At 40.4% G+C, this 21,889-nt stretch carries 15 protein-coding genes; 14 read left to right on the forward strand and 1 reads right to left on the reverse strand.

The genetic code is table 11. The features are described from left to right. The first annotated feature begins 154 nt into the window (after positions 1-154). From gorA to AC0VYI_RS12135, 3 genes are all read left to right on the forward strand, one after another. Positions 155-1,531 carry a glutathione-disulfide reductase gene (gorA, locus tag AC0VYI_RS12125; RefSeq protein WP_475449611.1) on the forward strand — a complete coding sequence of 459 codons (1,377 nt, stop codon included), beginning with the start codon at positions 155-157 and terminating at the stop codon, positions 1,529-1,531. Between the two features lie 192 nt (positions 1,532-1,723). Beyond that, positions 1,724-3,472 carry a lysophospholipid acyltransferase family protein gene (locus AC0VYI_RS12130; protein WP_199476469.1) on the forward strand — a complete coding sequence of 583 codons (1,749 nt, stop codon included), beginning with the start codon at positions 1,724-1,726 and terminating at the stop codon, positions 3,470-3,472. A gap of 272 nt (positions 3,473-3,744) precedes the next feature. Then, positions 3,745-5,211, forward strand: a complete 1,467-nt coding sequence (locus AC0VYI_RS12135) for an aminoacyl-histidine dipeptidase (RefSeq protein ID WP_475449613.1) — start codon at positions 3,745-3,747, stop codon at positions 5,209-5,211. A gap of 51 nt (positions 5,212-5,262) precedes the next feature. Here the strand turns inward: AC0VYI_RS12135 and AC0VYI_RS12140 are convergent, their stop codons facing one another. Further along, positions 5,263-6,837 carry a serine/threonine-protein kinase gene (locus AC0VYI_RS12140; protein ID WP_475449615.1) on the reverse strand — a complete coding sequence of 525 codons (1,575 nt, stop codon included), beginning with the start codon at positions 6,835-6,837 and terminating at the stop codon, positions 5,263-5,265. Positions 6,838-7,349: 512 nt separating this feature from the next. Between AC0VYI_RS12140 and tagH the strand changes: the two genes are divergently transcribed. The 11 genes from tagH (at position 7,350) to tssC (AC0VYI_RS12195) (ending at position 21,889) form a co-directional block, all read left to right on the forward strand. Beyond that, positions 7,350-8,780: a type VI secretion system-associated FHA domain protein TagH gene (gene tagH / locus AC0VYI_RS12145; RefSeq protein ID WP_475449617.1), complete on the forward strand. Its 1,431-nt coding sequence runs from the start codon at positions 7,350-7,352 to the stop codon at positions 8,778-8,780. Beyond that, positions 8,746-9,264, forward strand: coding sequence for a type VI secretion system lipoprotein TssJ (tssJ, locus tag AC0VYI_RS12150; RefSeq protein WP_475449619.1), 519 nt, complete (start codon positions 8,746-8,748; stop codon positions 9,262-9,264). Before tagH ends, tssJ begins: the two co-directional genes overlap by 35 nt. Positions 9,265-9,274: 10 nt before the next feature. Beyond that, on the forward strand, positions 9,275-10,603 hold the full coding sequence (gene tssK / locus AC0VYI_RS12155) for a type VI secretion system baseplate subunit TssK (RefSeq protein WP_475449621.1): 1,329 nt from the start codon (positions 9,275-9,277) through the stop codon (positions 10,601-10,603). A gap of 22 nt (positions 10,604-10,625) precedes the next feature. Further along, positions 10,626-11,906: a type VI secretion system protein TssL, long form gene (gene tssL / locus AC0VYI_RS12160; protein ID WP_199476463.1), complete on the forward strand. Its 1,281-nt coding sequence runs from the start codon at positions 10,626-10,628 to the stop codon at positions 11,904-11,906. 68 nt (positions 11,907-11,974) lie between these two features. Then, positions 11,975-15,421, forward strand: a complete 3,447-nt coding sequence (gene tssM, locus AC0VYI_RS12165; RefSeq protein ID WP_475449623.1) for a type VI secretion system membrane subunit TssM — start codon at positions 11,975-11,977, stop codon at positions 15,419-15,421. After that, positions 15,403-16,137: a type VI secretion system-associated protein TagF gene (gene tagF / locus AC0VYI_RS12170; RefSeq protein ID WP_475449625.1), complete on the forward strand. Its 735-nt coding sequence runs from the start codon at positions 15,403-15,405 to the stop codon at positions 16,135-16,137. Before tssM ends, tagF begins: the two co-directional genes overlap by 19 nt. Further along, the gene (locus AC0VYI_RS12175) at positions 16,124-16,936 is read left to right on the forward strand and encodes a PP2C family protein-serine/threonine phosphatase (protein ID WP_475449627.1); all 813 of its coding nucleotides are present in this window, start codon (positions 16,124-16,126) and stop codon (positions 16,934-16,936) included. Before tagF ends, AC0VYI_RS12175 begins: the two co-directional genes overlap by 14 nt. A 266-nt stretch (positions 16,937-17,202) precedes the next feature. Next, entirely contained in the window at positions 17,203-18,312 is a 1,110-nt protein-coding gene (gene tssA, locus AC0VYI_RS12180; protein WP_475449629.1) for a type VI secretion system protein TssA, read from the forward strand. Positions 18,313-18,326: 14 nt separating this feature from the next. After that, entirely contained in the window at positions 18,327-18,830 is a 504-nt protein-coding gene (gene tssB, locus AC0VYI_RS12185; protein WP_475449630.1) for a type VI secretion system contractile sheath small subunit, read from the forward strand. Continuing rightward, positions 18,827-20,317 (forward strand): type VI secretion system contractile sheath large subunit, encoded by a 1,491-nt coding sequence (gene tssC, locus AC0VYI_RS12190; RefSeq protein WP_199476457.1) that lies wholly within the window; start codon positions 18,827-18,829, stop codon positions 20,315-20,317. The genes tssB and tssC (AC0VYI_RS12190) overlap by 4 nt, the downstream gene beginning before the upstream one ends. 45 nt (positions 20,318-20,362) lie before the next feature. Beyond that, positions 20,363-21,889: a type VI secretion system contractile sheath large subunit gene (gene tssC, locus AC0VYI_RS12195; protein WP_199476456.1), complete on the forward strand. Its 1,527-nt coding sequence runs from the start codon at positions 20,363-20,365 to the stop codon at positions 21,887-21,889.

A 21,889-nucleotide genomic window follows, 5' to 3' on the forward strand; every position in this document is an offset into this window, starting at 1 on the left:
AGAGATCACATCAAAATATGGCTCTTTAGCTTTTTTTGTCATTTTGCCCGAAGTAAGGAAGGGGTGACTACGTGTCTTTTTCTTAGCTTCTTCTTAGAGAGTAGGACTGTTAAACTGTTGTTATGTTACATCGTGAATGATTTGGAGACTCTGAATGTCTTATCAGTATGATTTATTTGTTATTGGGGCTGGTTCTGGTGGGGTTCGTGCATCCCGTGTCGCTGCATCAAAAGGTTATAAAGTGGCGGTGGCGGAAGGGAGTTCGCTAGGTGGTACTTGTGTCAATATTGGTTGTGTTCCTAAAAAACTGTTCGTCTATGGCTCGGAATTTGGTCATGGTGTGGAGCAGGCCGCTGGTTATGGTTGGAAGTATGATGGTGTTCGCTTTGACTGGTCAACTTTAAGAGACAACAAAACCAATGAAATTGCGCGTTTAAACGGCATATATCAAATGATGCTTGATAAAGCAGGTGTTGAGATAATAAATGGTTTTGCCTCTTTTGTTGATGATCATACAGTGTCTGTGAATGGGGTTCATTATACGGCTGAGAAAATTCTTATAGCAGTTGGTGCAAAGCCCTTTATTCCTGAATTTGATGGAAAACAGTGGGTGGTGAGCTCTAATGAAATGTTCTATCTAGACGAACTTCCTGAAAAAGCACTGGTTGTTGGCGGCGGCTACATTGCCGTGGAATTTGCAGGCATTCTTAATGGCTTGAATGTTGACACCACGTTAATTTATCGTGGCGAACAGTTGCTTCGAGGGTTTGATCAAGATGTACGTGATTTTGCTTGTGAAGAATATAGAAAATCAGGTATTGATGTGCGCTTAAATACTGATGTTGAGCGCATTGAATTAGTGGATCCTGCGAATGAGTCGAGTCACCGAGTTGTGCATTTTAAAGATGGCAGCCATGAAGAGTTTGGGTTGGTATTATACGCCACTGGACGTGTACCAAATGTGGGTGGTTTAGCGCTAGAGAACGTTGCCTTAGAAACATCAAATAATGGAGCAATCAAGGTTGACCATAACTTCACTACCAGTGTACCAAATATTTTCGCTCTTGGTGATGTCACCGATAATATTCAGTTGACACCTGTCGCGATCAAAGAAGCGATGGCACTGATTGATTACTGGTTTGATGGTAAAGAGATCGATTTTGACTATGATAATATTCCTACTGCTGTTTTTAGTCAGCCATCCATTGGTACGGTTGGTTTAACGGAGCAAGATGCTGAATCCCGAGGCTTGGATTTTCGAGTCTATCAAACGGACTTTCGTCCGATGAAGCATACGCTTAGCGGCAGTACTGAACGGGCTTTGATGAAGTTGCTGGTCAGTAATTCGGACGATAAGGTCATTGGTGTACATATGGTAGGGGATTACTCAGGCGAAATCATTCAAGGCTTGGGGGTGGCGTTGAAAGCTGGCGCGACTAAAGCAGATTTTGATGCGACGGTTGGTGTGCACCCAACAAGTGCGGAAGAGTTTGTGACTTTCTCAGAAGGAGCGTTAAAGCCTCGCAAGTGATCATTTTCTCACTCAATACTGCTGAATATGAAAAAAGTGTGCCGCGTGTGCACTTTTTTAATTGCTCAAAACATTTGTAGAATATAATGAGTGGGCAATGCGGCGTTTTGTTTGGTTGTGTCTTTATTATGCTAGATGTAACCTGACCAAATTGTTTTTTTTAGTATTGCTCATGCAGAATAAGGGAAAAAAATGAGTTGCAGTCCTTTTCGTTTGCCTCACATCACACCATTTGGTGTGGGTGAATCCATAGTTGAATGGGCTACGGGATTAGCCAAGTTAGATCGTCTTTATCAGCAACGGCCTCAAGGGTTATCATGTTTTGAGTTTATGCGTTATACCTTGTCGGCACTCAATATTGAGTATGAGGTGTCGTTAGGCTCTATTGATAATATTCCAAAAGAAGGGCCAGTTGTAATTGTGGCAAATCACCCTCTTGGTGCTATTGAAGGGGTGATTTTGGCTGAGTTGATTGGTTCGATTCGTCCTGATGTCAAGGTGTTAGCAAATGAAATGCTCAAACGACTCCCTGAAATTCGAGAGTTGTTCATTGGTGTGAATGTGTTTGGAGGGGCTAAGGCGAAAAAAACCAACAGCCGTGCTATTGTTGATGCCAATAAGCATCTTGCCGAAGGAGGACTGCTGATTATTTTTCCTGCAGGAGAAGTTTCTTCTTATGCGAAAGGGTCCAAGCAATTATTGGACATCGAATGGCGTAATTCGGTTGCTAAGTTTGTCAAGTACAGTAAAGCGACCACGGTTCCGATTTTTATTAATGGTAAAAACAGTGCTTTGTTTTATGGAGCGGGACGTATTCACCCATTGTTAAGAACGGCTTTGCTGGGGCGTGAACTGCTTAATAAAAAATTAAGCCGTATTTCAATTTCCATTGGTAGTCCTATTGCATTTTCCGAAGTCAATGAGTTTGCAAATGACAAAGACATGGTGAACTATTTTCGGCTGAATACCTATTTGATGGGGTCTCAGCATAAAGAGGCACCAAAAACATCTACGCAGGCTCACGATCTTCCGATCATTGATGCATTAGATACTGGGGTACTAGAAAAGGAAATCGCACAGCTACCTGATACCGATTTGCTGTTGAGTCAAGGTGACTATGAGGTGTATTGCTCATACACTCAAAATATTCCGAACTTAATGCAAGAGATTGGACGAATCCGAGAGGTATGTTTTCGAGCGGTGGGTGAAGGCAGTGGGCAGTCTTGTGATATTGATGATTATGATGCTTACTACCATCAGTTGTTCGTATGGCATAAACACGACAAACAAATTGTTGGGGCCTATCGTTTGGGTCAAGTCGATAAATTGATTGAAACAAAAGGATTAGATGGTCTTTATTCACGAAGTCTGTTTAATTATGACCAAGCCTTTATTGAGTCTCTTGATAAGAGTTTAGAAATAGGGCGCTCTGTGGTCGCACTCCCTTATCAAAAAAGCCTTAATTCTCTATTGCTGTTATGGAAGGGGATTGCTCGTTTTGTGTCTCTCAACCCTAGTTATACTCATTTATTCGGTCCGGTGAGTATCAGTAATGATTATAGTCTGATTTCTCGGCAGCTTCTTGCCGAAACCCTGTCTATTCATTATTACGATCAAGAAAAAGCCAATTTGGTATCACCGCTTTCACCTATGAGAAAAAGTGGCAATGCATTTTGGCAGCCAAATTTGTTGTCTTCTTTGACCAGTGTGTCGCTTTTATCAAAAGTGGTCTCTCGACTTGATCAAGGAAAAGGTGTACCTGTTCTATTACGTCAGTACCTTAAAATGAATGGTAAACTTGTATGTTTTAACGTCGATCCAGCCTTTCATGATTGCTTGGATGGGCTAATCGTTGTCGATATTAAAAGCGTTCCTTTATCAACACTTGCGAAGTATATGGGACAGCATGAAGCGCAAGTTTATTTATCGAAAGACGCTTAAGTCGCAGGACATTCTGCCTCTCTAGTTCGCTCAGCTCAGTGGAGGCAGGATAGTGCATGCATTTTCTCTATAACGGTTATCTTTATTTCGATTGCTTGATTGTTGAGCTTTTAATATTGTAACTGAGGAAATGTGCCGTTTCACTCCCGATGTTCCCTTTATATTGCTGTGCTCAAGGATGAGTTTTGGGCATAAACAGCTATGTCTGGAGGCACTCATCTCATTTCCTTAACCCCCTATAAAGCTAACGACTTAACAAGATAAGAGAGATCATGAACGAGATTCTAACCACACTCGAACCAAAAGCGATTTGGAGGCATTTTCAGACTCTATGTAACATTCCAAGACCTTCTTACCATGAAGCCGCTATCCGCGAGCATCTTATTGAGTGGGCACATGGCATTGGTCTAATTACTTATGTTGATACGGCAGGGAACTTGCTTATTCGTAAGGCTGCGACCGAAGGAATGGAAAGCGCTGAGACCGTGGTTCTTCAAGGGCATCTTGATATGGTGGCGCAAAAAAGTGCCGATGTCGAACACGATTTTACAAAAGATCCTATTGTTGCTCGTGTGATGGATGGCTGGTTACATGCTACTGGTACGACCCTTGGTGCCGATAATGGTATTGGTGTTGCTGCCGCGCTGGCTGTATTGGAATCGTCTGATATTAAACATGGTCCTCTTGAAGCGCTATTTACAATAGAAGAGGAAACCAGCCTACGTGGTGCATTGGAATTAGAAGAGAGTATTTTAAATGGTAAGATTCTTCTAAATTTAGATTCAGAAGACAGTGGGGATGTTTATATAGGCTGCGCTGGCGGTGTGGATATCAATGTTTCTAAACGATATATGACACAAACGGCCCATGTGGATGCAAAAGCCATGACGATATCCATCACTGGCCTACGAGGTGGGCATTCAGGTTTGGATATCCATAAAGGGCGAGCGAATGCCAATGTACTGGCTGCGCGATTATTAAATGCCCTTAAAGAGGTTAATCACTTTGGATTGACTCACTTTACAGGAGGAACATTGCGCAATGCTATTTCTCGCGATGCCTCTTTTACTATCAATTACCAACCAAGTGAACAGGTCGCTATTCAGTGTCTTATTAGCAAAATATCAAATGAGATGAAAATCGAATTTGCCACAACTGAGCCAAAATTAGAGGTCTTTGTTAGTTCGGCGAAGGTAGAGAATGAGTTGTTATTCGATGATCAGGTTGCACTCATTAATGCGCTAAACTGTGCTCCCAATGGCGTTTATCGTATGAGTTCAGACCTGCCGGGTGTGACGGAAACATCTTGTAACTTTGGGGTCATTAATCTTAAGAATGATGCTGATGGGAACAAGTGTTTCGATGCTTGCCTACTTGTTCGTTCTCTTCTGGATTCTGCTGTTGAACATCATGCTCAAACCGTAAAGTCGGTATTTAGTCTAATTGGCGCTGATGTAGCGTTAGACAATGGTTATCCTGGCTGGCATCCTGATCCTCAATCCGGCTTGCTAAAACACTTTCTCGAAGTGCATAAAGAGGTCACAGGGAAAGAGGCTAATGTGAAAGTCATTCATGCTGGACTGGAGTGTGGCGTTATTGGGGCGAAATATTCAGGCATGGAAATGGTCTCTTTCGGGCCTAATATTCGTGGCGCTCACTCACCAGCAGAGCGTATGGAAATTGCTTCAGTAAGCGATTTTTGGCGACTGTTAGTAGCCCTATTGGAGTCTGTTAAATAAATCTGAATAAGTCAGAAGTCAGGCTAATCTATACGCTTAGCCTGACTTGCCCTATGAGGTAGTGTCAAACAGTGCTTTATCAATGTTCATAAGTATTTTTGTCTGAGCTTTATTGTTAGACGCTTGAGCCTTCTTGAGGGCAGCTTTGAATGTTTTAGTTTGTTGTTGTGTCGGACTAAACGTATTTTTACCATCAATAATACTTAGTTTATGAAGTAAATCTAAAATATTGTTTTGATCTTTTTCAAAGTAACGTTTTTGATTGAGCATATTGTTTATGCGTGTCATGATATCCATACTAATGGATTGACGCTCAACTTGCATGTTATTGTATTGAGTATGCAACACTCTTGAATCAGGGTAATAGGTTAAGGCTTGCTGATAAATATCAGAGATAGCAGGATAGTTCTTTATTTTCCCTTCAATATTTTTAACATTTGCAATTCTATCATCGAATATTTGTATAATCTCTTGTTGATGTATTTTTAAAAGCCCTTGTTTTATTGTGTTAAATTGAGGCGGGATTTGGTTGAAATAGTTTAGTGTTCTTTGTGCATCCCATGACATCCATTCATTTATTTGATGGTTCATAGCAACAGCATTGTTTTTTTCTGCGATGAGCTGTGAATTCGCTGCATGAATGTTTTGATAAACATAATAACCCGAAAGAAAAATAATCGGTACAATAAGAACAGTAGCCATTATTGCTTTTAAACCTTGAAAAGGCAGACGACTTAAGTGTTCAAGCATATTTAGACGCTTATCAGCTTTCAATGAAATGGCTGATTTTAAGACTGGCCAATAAAAAAGTGGGCTATTTTTAGGTTTCTTAGGTCTAGTGTTGTCCTCTAGTGTGTTTGATGCTTTTCTATCATAAGGGTGTCGACTGCTTAGAACTTCATAAATAATGCAGCCTAGCGAGAAAAAATCGTCTTTTACATCGGCAGAATAGCCGTCAAGTTGTTCAGGGCTGGCGTAAGAAGGGGTGTAGCCACCAATGACTTCATGATCGTTCTTCTTTATAAAAGCATAAGCATCATTATTAGTAAGTTGCTTGGCGATGCCAAAATCCAATATTTTTAATTCCCCAGAGCCAGTAATGATAATGTTCGATGGCTTGAGGTCGTTATGTATCACACCGTGCTTATGGGCGTAATCTAAGGCACTGATAAGTTGCTTTATAATGGGATAGGCTGTTTTAAATTTAATCCCTGTTGGTTTATTACGCTTGATAAGCTGCTCTAATGTTTCTCCATTCACCCACTCCATTACAATATAATGAATATTGTTTTCTGTGCCAGTGGTAAACACCTTAATGATATTGGGATGAGAAAGAGGCTGTGTCTGAGCGGCTTCCTCTTTTAGTAATCTTATTGCTTCTGGTGATTGAGAAAATTCTGCCCTTAGAATTTTGATAACAATCGGGTAATCGGAAGACGAATTACGCTCTAAAAACGTATCTCTGGCGCGATAGATATAGCTCATGCCGCCTTGTCCAATAAGCTCGACGATTAGATATCGGTTAGACAGGAGTTTGCCAATAAAGTCTTGATGGTTGAAATGACTAATGTTTTTTTTTGATGAGATAACCGATACTATCTGCGTTTTATCATCATTAATGCTCATCCTGACGTCCTTTTGTTACAACAAACACATTATCTATAGATTCGTATTGCTCCAGGACAAAGGCTGCCTTTGGATCCATTACATAGGGAAGGCATTTTTACAAAAAAAAAGAGTTTTAGCAATGCACTCGATTGTCAGCACAAATAGTGAAAATCTTTACGTTTGTTGCAATTGGAGCCATTTATTATGCATTTTTTACAGATAAAAGAGATTTTTTTTAGTGCTGTTCAGCGTTATTCTTAGCGGGATTTGAAGACTTTTTTCTGATGGTGACCAATGTATGCTGAGCAGATTGCATGTGAAGCGGAGAGGAGAGTGGGTAAAAACTGAACAAATGGGTAAAAAAATACTGAGGCATCATTGCATGGGAATTTGCTTTGAGACCTTGATGGCTGGTGATTAGAGGCAAAGGTTACCTCATGGTCTGATCGTCTGACGGTTTTCTTTCTTGTTGAGGTAAACCGCAAAGTCATTTATGATTTTCAGGATGTAGATACAAGGAAACTATTAGAATGGAAGTTTTATTAAAAATTACTAGTTATCATCGTCTTTCCCCAGAAATTGAGGCGACAAAGTCTACTAAAGATTCGTTAACCTTTGGGCGCTCTCGCGAATGCGATTGGCATCTGCCCGACCCAGAAAAAGTGATTTCTAACAAACATGGAGAGGTTGTTAATGAAGGGGGGCTATTCTATGTCTACGATTATTCGACCAACGGACTATTCATTAATCACAGTGTGTCGCCCTTAGGAAAGGGAAATAAACATAAGCTAGTGGATGGCGATACATTTAATGTCGGTGACTTTCAGATTGAAACCTCGTTGCAAGGTGTTCAACAAGATTTGCCTGAGGCAGATCAGTCTAATTTATCTGCATCAAGCCAAGTGCAGCCTGAGTCTAGTGTAAATCCTGTTTCCTCTTTCGACGCGGTGCCTTCTTTTGAATCGACCCCCGCTTATGCTAATGATAACGCTCTTGATGAATCGATGATTCCACCAAAGATGGCCCCGGCCGATAAGGCAAGCTCTGTCGATAATGCATCCTCTCATGTCGATTTTATCCCCGAGGATTGGGATGTATTTTCTTTTTCTGGTAATGATGGCTTGGATCCGTTTGCTAATGATCATCAAATGGCACCACAACCACAACCACAACCACAACCACAACCACAACCACAACCACAACCACAACCACAACCACAACCACAACCACAACCGTCGTTTACTCCTCCTAAGGAAAGCGTTACACCTCCGGTAACTCAGCAGGTAGAGACGCAACCTTCAGAGGTGAAGCTTAAAGAGCTTGAGCAAGGGCGGCAATCAGCTCCCACTAGGCGTGAAATGCCTCAACATAATAACCAGCAAGCGCTTATGCAGGCTTTTCTAGAAGGATTAGGTATTTCTTCTGCGGTTCGAGCTGAACTCGAAACGGAAAAGCAGTGGTTCGAAATGGGTGTTGGTTTGAATGCACTGTTGATGGGAGTAATAAATTCGTTAAGACAGCGCGCTAATATGAAGAATCAGATGAAGATAAACCGGACGATGTTTCAGGTAGAGCAAAATAATCCGTTGAAGTTTTCTGCCACCATTGACGATGCAATCCAGAATCTCTATACGCGAAAAAGTGGAAGTTTTCTTGGGTCAACCGCATCGATAAAGGAAAGTTTCGAAGATTTACATACACATGAAGGAGCCATATTGGCTGCCGCATCGGGTTCTCTAGAAGCTTTATTGAAGCTTTTATCTCCTGATGTTATCAGCAAAAAAGCAGATGAAAATAACTCCTTGCTAAAGTTTATGCCGAAAAGCTCTGGGGCGACAAGTTGGAAGCTGTATCAGGAGTTGTTTGAAGAATATTCTAAAGAAGTAAATAAAAAAGGCGTCTTGGCGCTTTCAGATGAATTTTTAAATGCATACGATAATTACGTTAATAAACAAAATTAAAAAAGGATTTCCTCCAGTGAAAATGATCAAGTTGTCAAACATGTTTTTAGCGGTTCTGTTTTTGTTCTTAACGGGCTGTTCGACTGTTAATTACATTGTGCCACCGTCAACTGATTTAGAGATTAATGTTGCGAAAGATGTTAACCCTGACATAAATGGTAGGCCTTCACCTGTGGTGATTAGAGTATTCGAACTGAGTTCTAGAGCGGTTTTTGATACACAGGATTTCTTTAGTCTTTACGGCAATGCTGAAAAGGCGCTTGGTCCAGACTTGCTTAAGAAAGATGAAATCGAGTTACAGCCAGGTCAGAAACTTGATTACAAAATGAAATTAAATCAAAACACACGCTTTATAGGTATCATCGTCGCGTATAGAGACATAGATAAAGCAAAATGGCGAGCTGTCGTTAAAGCGGATCCAACTGGCTATGATGATGTACGGGTCAATGTTGAGTCTATCGCAACCTATTTGAAAGAGGAATAAAAGGATTTATATGAATAATTTTTCTCCCGTTGCCTGGACTGAAGGCATGTTTTTGAGGCCGCAACACTTTCAACAGTCTGATAAACATTTAGCCAACACGATGAAAGATCTGCTTGCTATGAATATTAATTATTCGTGGGGGATGGTAGATCAAAGCATTGATGCAAGCTTGCTCAATACAGGGCAGTTTTGTTTAGATGGCTTTAAGGGCATTATGCCAGATCTAACTCCAGTGAGCTTCTTAGACAATGCCCTTATTCCAGATCCATTAATTGTTGGCAAAGACGTAGTTGATCAACTTGTTTATCTAGCGATTCCCTCTTATAAAAATAATAGTGTTAATGTGTCTTCTGTTGATGATACTCAGGTGACGCGCTTTAAATTGGAAGACCTAACGGTCTCTGATGATTGTTTAGGTCGTGATTCAGATGAGATTATCCAAATCTCTAAGCTGAATTGTCGCTTAATGTTGAGTTCTGACGATGTGTCTGGTTATGTTGTGTTGCCTGTTGCTCGTATTGTAGAGGTTAGTAATGAGGGGGCAATTCGTTTAGACAGTAAGTACATTCCGCCACATTTAAATATTGGCCACTGTAAGCCAGTTTTTAGTATTGTAAGAGAGATTTCAGCTTTGATTAAGCAGCGGGCTGAGAATATTGCTGGTCGGTTGTCTCAAGGCTATGCTGGTAGTACCTCTGTCTCAGATTTTATCATGCTGCAAACCTTGAATAAATATGATGCTGTTTTTAATAGTTTGTTAGCAGTGGAAAATGTTCACCCTTATAACCTGTACTCCAGATTAATTGAGCTGTCAGGTGAGTTAGCAACATTCAGCTCTGCGAATAAGTTAGTACCTAAATTACCTAAATATGATCACCTCAATCTGATGCTGATTTTTTCGGAAGTAACTAATTTCTTATATCAATCTTTAAGTCAAGTGATAGAGCAAACTGCAACAGAAATTAAGTTAGAGAAGAGTAAATATGGTATCTCTTTTGGCGCACTAAAAGACAAAGAAGTTCTAAAAAGTGGTCAGTTTATTCTCGCGGTAAAAGCCAGTGTCCCTCACGAAGAACTAAGACGTTCTCTACCTTCTCAAATCAAAATAGGTAGTGTGGAGACGATCAGAAACCTTGTTAATAATCAGTTGCCAGGCATATCGATTAGTACATTACCGACCGCGCCACGACAAGTACCTTATCATGCTGGCTATCATTATTTTGAGTTGAATAAGCAGGGTGATCAATGGAACAGCTTGTCTAGCAGTGGTGGTATCGCTTTGCATATTTCAGGTAATTATCCTGATTTACAAATTACGCTTTGGGCAGTAAGAACTTAATTATTAGTAGGAGTGTGTTTCAGTGGATGAGACTAAAATAAAGCCTAGACCTGGTCGCCTTGGTCGAGATGCTGAAAACAGTGGCTCTGCAGATGATAGCTCTGATAAAACACAAATATCATCAAATGCAATTCCTTTGCAAAAACAAAACGGACCGAAAGTTTCGATTTTCAAAAATGGTCTTTTAGAGGCTGCATCAGATTGTTTGTCACTGGCAATCTTTGTTAATCAGGCTGAAAGCTTGCCTGATTTATCGGGTTTTAAGCACCGATGCATAGATGCTATTAAGTCTTTCGAATTTGAGGCTCGTGAGGCAGGTATACCAGATAAGACGATTTTTAATGCACGCTATTGCCTCTGTGCATTGCTTGATGAGAGTGTGCTTAATTCTCGTTGGAGCTCGATGGAGTGGGCAAAAGAGAGTTTGCTATCCATTTTTCATAAAGAGACATTTGGTGGCGAGTATTTTTATACCTTAATCGATGATTCTCTTCATTATCCTGAACATAATCGAGATTTCCTAGAGCTCCAGTACCACTGTTTGAATCTTGGCTTTAAAGGTAAATTTAGAGTGAGTAACAATCAAAATGGTGGTGTGGAAGATTATCGGAATCGAGCTTATAACATCCTAAATCAATTAGATGGCCCCATAAAGAACGTTCTGTCACCTGATTGGGAGCGGAAAGTGGCTAATGGGGGAGAATTGAGACAAAAAACGCCACTTTGGGTGGTTTTTTCTATTCTTGGGGCGCTTGGTTTAGCCTTGTATCTTTTTCTGAATATGCAGCTTAATGATCAGCTCTCGAAAGTGGATACCTCTTTGGCTTCAATACACCCCATTGATCTACAGAAAACAGTCGATAAAAAAGATAAGCAGCTTTTGGTGCTTGAGCAGTTACTGCAAACGGAAATCCAAAAGGGCATTATTAGCATTCAGAAAAAGAGTGATCGAATTCGTTTAACGATCAACAACAGAGATTTGTTTAAGCCTGGTGAAGCGACCTTGCTGCCATCTGTAGTGCCTATTTTGCAAAAACTAGCCTTAAGCTTAGAAGGTACCCAAGGACGTATTCTTATTACTGGTTACACTGATGATACGCCAATAAAGACAGCTGAATACCCTTCGAATTGGTTATTGTCTCTTGCTAGGGCTAACGAGGTGGCCAATGCGATGGCGAAAAATACAAATTTAAGTGGTCGCCTATGGCCTGAAGGAAGGGGCGCCGCTGATCCTATTGTTCCGAATACTGACAGTAAATCCCGAGCAATGAATCGCAGAGTAGAAATTGACTTACTTTTCTAAATGGAGTTGAAATGAGTTTTATAAAAAGATGTAAGAAACTCTCTTACATATTAACCTCGAGAACAGCGATGCTTGTTATTGGGTTTTTATGTTTGTTTCTTTTGATTTGGTTTGGTGGTCCTCTTATCGCTATTGCTGGTTTTGTTCCACTTAAAAGTATATTAGCGCGTGTCATTCTAATACTATGCATTATTCTTGCTGTCGCTGTGACTAAGATCTACCAGCTATCCAAGCAAAGTAAGCGTAATACAAACATGGCAGAAGAGCTGATAGATGACAGTGTTGACAATGACGACATAAACGAAGAAATCAATACGCTAAAAAATCGTATGTCGGATGCCATCGCGCTTCTAAAAGACGTTAAACTGTTTAAAGGTAGAAATATATATCAGTTGCCTTGGTACATTATGATTGGTCCACCAGGGGCAGGTAAAACCACTATTATCAATAACTCTGGGTTAGATTATCCATTAAAAGATAAGTTAGGTGTTGATTTAATTAAAGGTGTTGGTGGGACACGTAATTGTGATTGGTGGTTCACAAATAAAGCGGTTTTGATTGATACGGCAGGCCGTTATACCACCCAAGATAGTCACGCTAAGCACGATTCGAAAGCTTGGCAAGGCTTCCTTGGACTTCTTAGAAAATATCGTCCATTAAGACCGATTAACGGTGTTGTCATTAGCATGGGTATTTCCGAGCTGATGGGGCAGACGAAAACGGAGCGAAACCTACATGCGAGAGCAATAAAGCAGCGCTTACAGGAGCTGCAAAACCAACTAGGTATGACTTTTCCTGTTTATGTTATCCTCTCAAAAGCGGATCTTATTGATGGCTTCCGTGATTTTTTTAATGAGTTAACAGAAGAAGAGAGTGATCAAATTTGGGGTATCACCTTTCCCATGGATTCAAAAAATGGCACCCAAATTGAGCAGTTTAATAAAGAATTCCATGGTCTGATTGCTAACTTGACGGGTATGCTAAATCGCAGGCTGATTAATGAGCGAGATGAATCAGTAAGAGCTAAAGTCTTTGAATTTCCCCATCAACTTAGATTTTTGCAAGAAGTTTCATATTCTTTTTTGAAAGAAATTTTTACCCCCAATACTTATGAGCAGCCCCCTGTATTCCGTGGTGTTTATTTAACAAGTGCGACTCAAGAAGGGGCGCCTTCTAGCTTTTTGAGTGATAAAAAAGTAGCCAATAGCAGTCATATTAATAAATCTAGAAGCTTCTTTATTAAAAAAGTGTTAGAGAGTGTTGTTTTTCCTGAGCAAAACTTGGCTAGTACTAATAAATATCACGACAAACAAAATAAATGGCTTAGAATCTCGGCCGTTTCTATTGGCTGCTTTGGATTGTTGGGTTTTGGCTTTCTCGCGTATGGAAGCTATTTATCGAATTCCAAATTAATAGAACAAACTGATCAGTTGGTGACACAGTATAAGAAAGTGGACTCAGGGGTCTTTGATACTAATAATTTAGTTGTATTGAATGATCGCCTCAATGCTTTGCGTGATCTACCAGCGATTAATCCTGATGCAAAAGATCAAGGTTCTCTAGTCGGTGTTGGTTTAGACAAAATGTCCAATCTAAAACAGACGTCGATGAGTGCCTACGAGCGCTCGCTTAAAGCCTACCTTGAGCCTTATATGGTTAAAGTGCTTTTGTCTGAGATGAAAAATAATTCGGAGCATTTAAGTTATCTTTATGAAACGCTTAGAACCTATTTAATGCTTTATATGCCCGAACACTTTGATGCGAGTGATGTTGAGGCCTGGTTTGATGCTTACTTTGATCGTAAGTTACCAGGAGATAAAAATATTCAAATTAGAGCGGACTTACATCATCATTTAGCAGCCTTGTTGTCTATTAAGCTAGGCCAAACCCAAATGGACAGTGATGCAGTGCACGATGCTCGGCTGGCTCTAACCAAGCTTCCTGTAGCAGAAAGAGCTTATCAACGCTTAAGAGCGGATTATATGAATAGTAGTATTCCTCCGTTTAGGTTGACAGACATTATTAGTGCGAAAACAGCTGAGTCGTTTGAGTTGAAGGATCCTTCTGAAGCGTCTAATACCATTCCAGGTTTATATACCTATAATGGCTTTTACGGCATTTTCAATGTTGAAAAAAGCAAGATGCTAGGCACTTTAACTTCCAGTAATTGGGTATATGGCAAAGAGGCTGCTGGTACATATGATGTATCAAAGCAACAGGTAGAGAAGGAGCTTGAAAGACGCTATTTTCAAGACTACATCTATTATTGGAAAACCTTTTTGGATAATTTGAAAGTTAAAGATTTTAATTCAGTTTCTGAAGGTATTAAGGTAACTGATGCTTTATCTGGACCAGAAGCACCGATTAAAAACATTATTTCAGTGGTTCAAAGAAATGTTGCTTTGACAAATGCTCCTGAAAGCCAAGCGAATGGGGCGCTAAAAAAAGCGGCTGATTTAGCGGGGGGAGCAAATGCTGCCATTGCTGAAAAAGCAGAACGAATCAACAAGTTCCTACCTGAATCAGTACCGGCGAAACAGCTACTTCCTGGTCATGAAGTGGAGGAGGCATTTCAAGGGATTTTGAGTCTGGATCCAGCAAAGCTTGATAAGGTTCAGTCAGACCTCAAGGCACTTAATGTTTATCTTAACAAAATTAGCCAAAGTGATGATATGACCGCTTCCATTAAAGAGCAGTTAAGTGGTAAGGGTGAGCCTGATTTTATTAGTCAATTATCGTCTAGTGATATTGTTGCTCCTTTCTCTGATTGGCTTAAAGGTGTTGCCGGTGACACGTCAGATATTGTTAAAATCAATGCAGATCGAGTGATTAACAAAATGTGGCGTAATGATGTGCTGCCTGAGTACAGAGCAGCCATCGCGGGTCGATACCCTATCTCTAAAAACAGCAAGCAAGAAATCAGTTTAAAGGACTTTACCCATTTCTTTGGTCCAGGAGGTACGCTGGATAAGTTTTTCACAGCCTACGTTGCACCTAGTGTGAATATGGGGAGTGATAGATGGTCATTTAAGAGGGATATTGGTATGAGTCTTTCTTCTCTGACGATGTTTCATGAAGCTTATAGAATACGTAAGGTGTTTTTTGATAACAGCAGTGGTGCTTTGGGTGTTGGCTTTGGCTTGAAACCAGAAGTGCTTGATCGCAGTGTTTCAAGTATTAAATTAGATATTAATGGGCAATCTCTAGTCTATCGTCATGGACCACAGCGAGTTATCAGTATGTCTTGGCCCGGTCCTCAACCCCTTGCCGGAACAAAGGTTGAGTTTAGTTTGATCGGAGGTGGCCGTTTAATCAGTCAAAGCTACGATGGCGAGTGGTCATTTTTCAGGATGCTGGATGCCCTACAAAGTAAACGTTCGAAAACTGCCAAGGATTTAAACATGCATTTTGATGTTGAAGGTAATCATGCTGTGATCAAGTTATTACCGAATTCCGTAAGAAATCCTTTTTGGAATGATTCATTAGAGAGTTTTACATGTCCGAGCAAGTTGTAAGTTTTGGTTATCTTGGAAAGTTGCCTAGTGTAGGGGACTTTCTTCAAGATAATGTTGATACTGGCTTTCAGGAGGTGTGGGACCGCTGGTTGCAGGCAGTTCTTTCTGTGAGTAAGGAAAGAATGGGAGACTCTTGGAAGGATAAATTCTTAACGGGCCCAGTATGGCATTTTGGCATGTCACCGGGCATAGCAGGAGACAGTGCAAAAATGGGAACGGTGATGCCAAGCATGGATGTGGTAGGAAGACCATACCCTTTTACGCTTGTGGCGGATACAGATAATTTGCCCGTTGAAGTTATGGAATCCAATGCATTGTCGCTTGAATATGAAGATGCGGTTTTGGCGGTCCTAGAAGACTCGGTTGATCTGTTTAGTTGGAGAAAAGAGGTTGAGCAAGTCGTTAAACCATCCGCCGATCCTACAAAGCGTTACAAGTATTTTTCTTCACCAGATGAAAATAAAACCGCGCAAGTGTTTGAGTTTGCAGGGACGGAGCTTGGTGGGGGGGTAATGAAAGATGTGTTGCATGCTCTCTTATATAAGAAATATGGCAGTTATAGTATTTGGTGGACTCATGGCTCATGTCTCTTGAGTCCTTCCGTTATTATTACTTCAGGGTTACCTTCTGTTAATCAGGCTGCAGCTATGTTTGATGGTAGGTGGCAGCAATGGCAATGGAATCACGTGCAGGTTAGGGATAATGATAAGAACTAACACCAGTTACGCGATCTCTCATAGAGGGGTGGTAAGACAGCTTAATGAAGACTCATTTGCGGAAATTTCTAGTCATAATTTATGGGTGGTCGCTGATGGTATGGGAGGGCATGAAGCGGGTGATTATGCCAGTCAGTTAGTTGTGGATGCAATACGATCAAAAGTGTTGCATTACACTTATGAAGAGTTAACCGTTGACCATATTATTGCGGCAGTCAAGAAAGCAAACCATGATTTAAAGCAATATAGCCATTTTCACTTAGGCGGAAAAATAGCTGGCAGTACAGTTGTTGTGTTGTTTATTAAAGATGATGAGTTCTTTGTTGTCTGGGCTGGCGACAGTCGTGCATATTTACTTCGAAATGGTGATTTTACTCAAATATCGAGTGATCACAGTCAAGTGAATGAATTGGTTGCTCAAGGTGTGATTAGCAAAAGCGAAATGAGTTCACATCCTCTGTCAAATGTTATTACTCGAGCGGTTGGTGTCGCAGATGATATTAATATTGATGTGATAAAACGTGAAGTGTGTAGCGAAGATATGTTTCTGTTGTGTTCTGATGGCCTCACTGGAGAATTATCAGATCAAGAAATTTGTTCTATGCTAGATTCACAGAGCGTTATTGATACTGGGCTTGCTCTTATGCACTCATCATTAGTGAGAGGAGCTAAAGATAACGTTACTTGTATTGTTATTGTTTATAACGGAGTTGATAAGCCTGTTATAGATGATGAATTTGACTCACCTGATGAAAAGACAGTGCCTTTATTTGGTCGCTCATCAAACCGTATGTCTTAATGTTTGTGGGCATTCTCAGGTAGGTACTTAAAAATTAGCAGGCACACGCCGCTGTTTTTTATTTCGTTTTTTGTAAAGTGGTCCATGAAAATTGAGAAAATAGTGCTATTTCGTTTTTTTGTTGACGATTAATTCTTTGTTAAACTTGACTTTTTTTAAATCGCTTGCATTTCGCAAAAGCTTTACTTTCCCTTGCCTTGTAAAGAAGGTAAGGGGCTAGTAAAATTCCAATCGATAATTTTATGCTACTAGAGCAGGACGACGGAATGTTAACACTAGAAGAATGTATTTCTCCGATTTCAGAGGATCAGTTTGCAGGCTCTGATCCACGTGCCGATATTTCTCCGAATTCTACCTACTACACCCTAAAAGATTTACGTAATCAACTAAGAGCAGCAGAGCGGAATGCTTTGGTTGATGAAGACGGATTTTCTTTGTTAACAAGGGAATGGTTGCCTCTTTTTGAGCAATGTAAGGAAGCAATAAAAACTGAGAGCAAGGATATTGAATATATTGCTTGGCTTATTGAATCGTTATGTCGCCTAGAAGGTTTCAAGGGTCTTGCGCTAGGTTTTGAAATTGCCCATACGCTGATTGAACAACACTTTTTAGATCTTTTTCCTACCCTTGAAGAGGGTGAAGAATTATCCGAAAAACTATCTGCCCTAGTTGGTCTAAATGGTATTGCCCAAGAGGGTGCACTTGTTATGCCGATAAAGAATATCCCTATTACAGATGGGATTAACTATGGGCCCTTTACTTATTGGGAATATCAGCAAGCCTATGATATTTCTAGAATGCCTGATGATAAGCGTGAAAAGAAAATAGCTCAAGGCGCAGTTGATTATGAAGAGGTTGAAAAAAGTGCTCGCGAAACAAGCGTTGACTTTTTTATTAATCTAAAAAAAGATATTGAAAAATCAATAGAACATTTTTCCATTCTTAGTGATGTCATGGATAAGGTAACAGGCAGTCCTCAGCCGACTTCTAATATTAAACGTGCGCTCGATTTGAGCATGACGGCCATTGAACATATTGGTAAAGAAAAATTAGAAGAAGCCGCTGAATCGGCTGTTTCTGAACCAGAAGTGTTATCAGAAGAGTTAAAAGAAGAGGGACAAGCTAACGTATCTGAGCAACGCTTGGATAATGGAAAAATTGACTCAAGGGCCAGTGCCATTAAAAAACTGTCAGAAATTGCGGCTTATTTTAGAGAGACCGAGCCGCACTCACCAATGTCTTATACTATTGAGCAAGTGATACGTTGGAGCAAACTATCTCTTCCTGAATTGTTGGATGAATTAATTACAGACAATGATGCTAGAACAGGCTATTTTAAGCTGTCTGGTATTCGAGTCAGCGAAACTGAAACATAGTAAAAGGAGTTCTAATGAGCATTCATGACAAACTAAAGCGGGTTCGAAAGCCTCGCGTTCATATTACTTATGACGTAGAAACGGAAGGGGCTGTTGTAAAAAAAGAGCTCCCTTTTGTGGTAGGTGTAATGGGGGATTTCTCTGGTGATAATACAGATGCATTGAAGCCATTGAAGGACAGACGATTCATCCAGATTGATCGTGACAGTTTCGATGATGTTTTGAAGCGTATGAGTCCAAGCCTTTCAATGAAAGTTGATAATGTGCTAACGGATCATGATAGTCAGTTTTCGGTTGAATTAAACTTTAAAACAATGAGTGACTTTGAGCCAGCGGCTGTTGTGAATCAAGTTGAGCCTCTACGTAAATTGATGGAAACACGTAATAAATTGCGTGATCTCATGACCAAAATAGACCGATCTGAAGAGTTGGAAAATGTTTTGGAAGAGGTGTTAAGTAATACAGCGAGCCTTGAAGCAATGGCGAAGGAATTGAGCATTGAGGAGGAAGACAAATGAGCACGGAAGAAGCTTTAAGCAGCACGGACACGGTTGTTGAGCAAAGTGTCTCTCTTTTAGAGCAGGCCATTGGTGCGACCAAACAGACCGAATCCAGCCGAGCAGAAGAATTGTTAAAAACACTGACGCAGGAAGCCTTAAAAGGCACGGTTCAGTGGAATAAGAATATGACGGTGACATTTAATGAAGCGATTGACTTGATTGATAGTAAAATATCAAAACAACTTAGCGCTATTATGCATACCGATCAGTTCCAGAAACTGGAGGGGACTTGGAGAGGTCTTCATCATTTGGTAATGAACTCTGAGACCAATTCAACACTGAAAATTCGAGTGTTGAATATGAAGAAAAAAGAGCTTCATAAAGACCTGAGCAAAGCGGTTGAATTCGACCAAAGCCAAACATTCAAGAAAATTTATGAATCAGAGTTTGGTACACCCGGTGGTGAGCCTTACGGCACGATAGTTGGGGATTATGAATTCACCAATCACCCTGAAGATATTGAAACGCTTAGCCTGATGTCCAACGTAGCTGCGGCTGGTTTTTGTCCGTTTGTTTCAGCTTCTTCTCCTTCTTTGTTTGGGTTTGACAGCTGGGAAGAGTTGACTAAGCCACGAGATCTGGAAAAAGTATTTGAGTCATTAGAGTACACTAAATGGCGTTCATTTAGAGAAAGCGATGATTCACGCTTCGTTACTTTGACCATGCCTAGATTCTTATCTCGTCTACCATATGGGGCAGCTTCGAAACCTGTTGAAGAATTTAACTTTGAAGAGTTTGAGGTAGAGCCTAAAGCTGGCCGTTCTGTGAGTACTGCTAATGGTGATTATTGCTGGAGTAATGCTGCCTACGCGATGGCAACCAATATGACCAAGGCATACTCTCAGTATGGTTTCTGTACCGCTATTCGTGGTGCAGAAGGAGGGGGTAAGGTAGAAGGCTTGCCTACTCATATATTTACCAGTGACGATGGCGATCCTGATTTGAAATGCCCAACTGAAATTGGCATTACTGATCGTCGTGAGGCGGAATTAAGTAAATTGGGCTTTTTGCCTTTGTGTCACTATAAGAATACTGATTATGCGGTTTTCTTTGGTGGTCAGAGCTGTCAGAAACCAAAAGTATACGATACTCCAGATGCAACGGCTAATGCAGCTATTTCAGCTAGGTTGCCCTATTTGATGGCGACATCTCGGTTTGCGCATTACTTAAAAGTGATGGCGCGAGACAAAATCGGTAGCTTTATGGAAGCGGAAGATGTTGAAGCTTGGCTTAATCGCTGGATTTTGTCGTATGTGAATGCAACAGAAGGTGGTGGTCAGGACATTCGTGCTCGTTATCCATTAGCTGACGCTAAAGTTAGGGTTAAAGAGATTCCTGGTCAGCCAGGGGCTTATAACGCTGTTGCCTGGCTTAAGCCTTGGTTGCAAATGGAAGAGTTAACGTCCTCGTTACGTTTGGTCGCTAAAATACCTGAAGTGGGTTAATTAAAAGCAGCGATTTAAGCGTTAAAATTAAGGATGATGTAGTAAATGAGTGTTGAAGAGTTTTCGTTTATAAGTCAAAACTCAGCTTTTGGAAGACAAACTGAGTATAGAATAAGTGACAGCGACTCCCTGTTGGATCGGTTTCTTAATGAAAAAGATCTCAATAAAGCGCTTTTGCTTTGGCTTGAAAGCTCTTCAGACTCACCTTTACTTTGGGATAAGGAATCCATCAGTTCCTATATACAACAAGTGATTACTGATATTGATGCAAAGCTTTGTCAACAGATCAATATCATTATTCATGAAGAAAAATTTAAAAAATTAGAATCTGGGTGGCGTAGCCTGTTTTGGCTTTTATCTCAAGCCGAACAAATGGATAATGAAAGAAAAGTTAAAATCAAACTTTTAAATTGTAATTGGATGACATTGTCTCGAGACGTTAGTAAGGCAATTGATTTCGATCAGAGCGCATTTTTTAAATTAGTCTATCAAAGTGAATTTGATCATCCAGGTGGTGAACCTTTTGGTGTTGTTATTGGTAATTATGAAATAACGAACACCCAATCAAATGGCTCTTTATATAATGATATTGCCACATTAAAAGAAATTTCTAAAACTGCTGCGGCCGCTTTTTCACCTTTTGTGTGTGCAGGTGATTCAAGTCTATTTGGCGTGGATGCTTTTTCTGAACTAGGTCATGCGTATGACTTATTTTCACAGTTTGAACAGCCTGAGTATATTAACTGGCGAAGTTTTCGTAGCATGGAAGAATCTCGCTTTGTTGGTTTGACTTTGCCGAGAGTGTTAGTTAGATCTCCTTATTTAAATAATGGAAAGCGTTCCGAGAGCTTTTATTTTGTCGAGAATATTCGTGATTCAGATAAAGATATGCTATGGGGGAACGCCGCTTTTCCTTTTGTTTCAACGCTGATTCGAGCTTATTGTTCTAGTGGTTGGTTTGGTCATATACGAGGAATGGATCCTGGTAAAATCTCAAAGGGAATGGTGACTGGTATTGCTAAAGATTACTTTAAGAACGATTCTTATCAAAAAGAAGGAAAGCCGCCTGTCGATCTAATTGTCACAACAAAGCTTGAAAAAGAATTATCTGAATTGGGTTTTATCCCTGTATCTTCTGTTACTAATACAGAGCATCTTGTTTTTTATAGTAATGCGTCTGCTCAATTAGCAAAAAACTACGATAGTAATGTTGCCAATGTTAATGCACGCCTGTCATCTATGCTTCAGTATATTCTATGTGTGTCTAGGTTTGCCCATTACTTAAAAGTTCTGGCTCGTGACCGTATTGGTAGCTATACCACGGCACAGGCTTGTGAGAGAGATTTACAGGCTTGGATAAATAATTATACCACTGCTTCGGACTCTGCATCTGAGCACGTGAGGAGTAAATATCCGCTTAGTAATGCCAAAGTCAAAGTGAGTGAAAATAAGTCAAGGCCGGGGCATTTTTTCTCTCTTCTTCAGCTTCAGCCTCATTTTCAATTGGATCAAATGGTGTCTAGTATTCGGCTGATTACAGAGCTAAGCCCACACCATCAAATTAAGGAATAA

It is taken from the genome of Marinomonas sp. 63XJN7_9_ISO-PGPR-S23-217, assembly GCF_056173515.1.

What these genes read in the sequence shown, in the direction of transcription:
- tagH (WP_475449617.1), top strand. Translation starts at nt 7,350, where the DNA reads ATGGAAGTTTTATTAAAAATTACTAGTTATCATCGTCTTTCCCCAGAA.
- gorA (WP_475449611.1), top strand. Translation starts at nt 155, where the DNA reads ATGTCTTATCAGTATGATTTATTTGTTATTGGGGCTGGTTCTGGTGGG.
- tssB (WP_475449630.1), top strand. Translation starts at nt 18,327, where the DNA reads ATGAGCATTCATGACAAACTAAAGCGGGTTCGAAAGCCTCGCGTTCAT.
- AC0VYI_RS12140 (WP_475449615.1), bottom strand. Translation starts at nt 6,837, where the DNA reads ATGAGCATTAATGATGATAAAACGCAGATAGTATCGGTTATCTCATCA.
- tssA (WP_475449629.1), top strand. Translation starts at nt 17,203, where the DNA reads ATGTTAACACTAGAAGAATGTATTTCTCCGATTTCAGAGGATCAGTTT.
- tssC (WP_199476457.1), top strand. Translation starts at nt 18,827, where the DNA reads ATGAGCACGGAAGAAGCTTTAAGCAGCACGGACACGGTTGTTGAGCAA.
- tssM (WP_475449623.1), top strand. Translation starts at nt 11,975, where the DNA reads ATGCTTGTTATTGGGTTTTTATGTTTGTTTCTTTTGATTTGGTTTGGT.
- tssC (WP_199476456.1), top strand. Translation starts at nt 20,363, where the DNA reads ATGAGTGTTGAAGAGTTTTCGTTTATAAGTCAAAACTCAGCTTTTGGA.
- tssJ (WP_475449619.1), top strand. Translation starts at nt 8,746, where the DNA reads ATGCATACGATAATTACGTTAATAAACAAAATTAAAAAAGGATTTCCT.
- tagF (WP_475449625.1), top strand. Translation starts at nt 15,403, where the DNA reads ATGTCCGAGCAAGTTGTAAGTTTTGGTTATCTTGGAAAGTTGCCTAGT.
- AC0VYI_RS12175 (WP_475449627.1), top strand. Translation starts at nt 16,124, where the DNA reads ATGATAAGAACTAACACCAGTTACGCGATCTCTCATAGAGGGGTGGTA.
- AC0VYI_RS12135 (WP_475449613.1), top strand. Translation starts at nt 3,745, where the DNA reads ATGAACGAGATTCTAACCACACTCGAACCAAAAGCGATTTGGAGGCAT.
- AC0VYI_RS12130 (WP_199476469.1), top strand. Translation starts at nt 1,724, where the DNA reads ATGAGTTGCAGTCCTTTTCGTTTGCCTCACATCACACCATTTGGTGTG.
- tssK (WP_475449621.1), top strand. Translation starts at nt 9,275, where the DNA reads ATGAATAATTTTTCTCCCGTTGCCTGGACTGAAGGCATGTTTTTGAGG.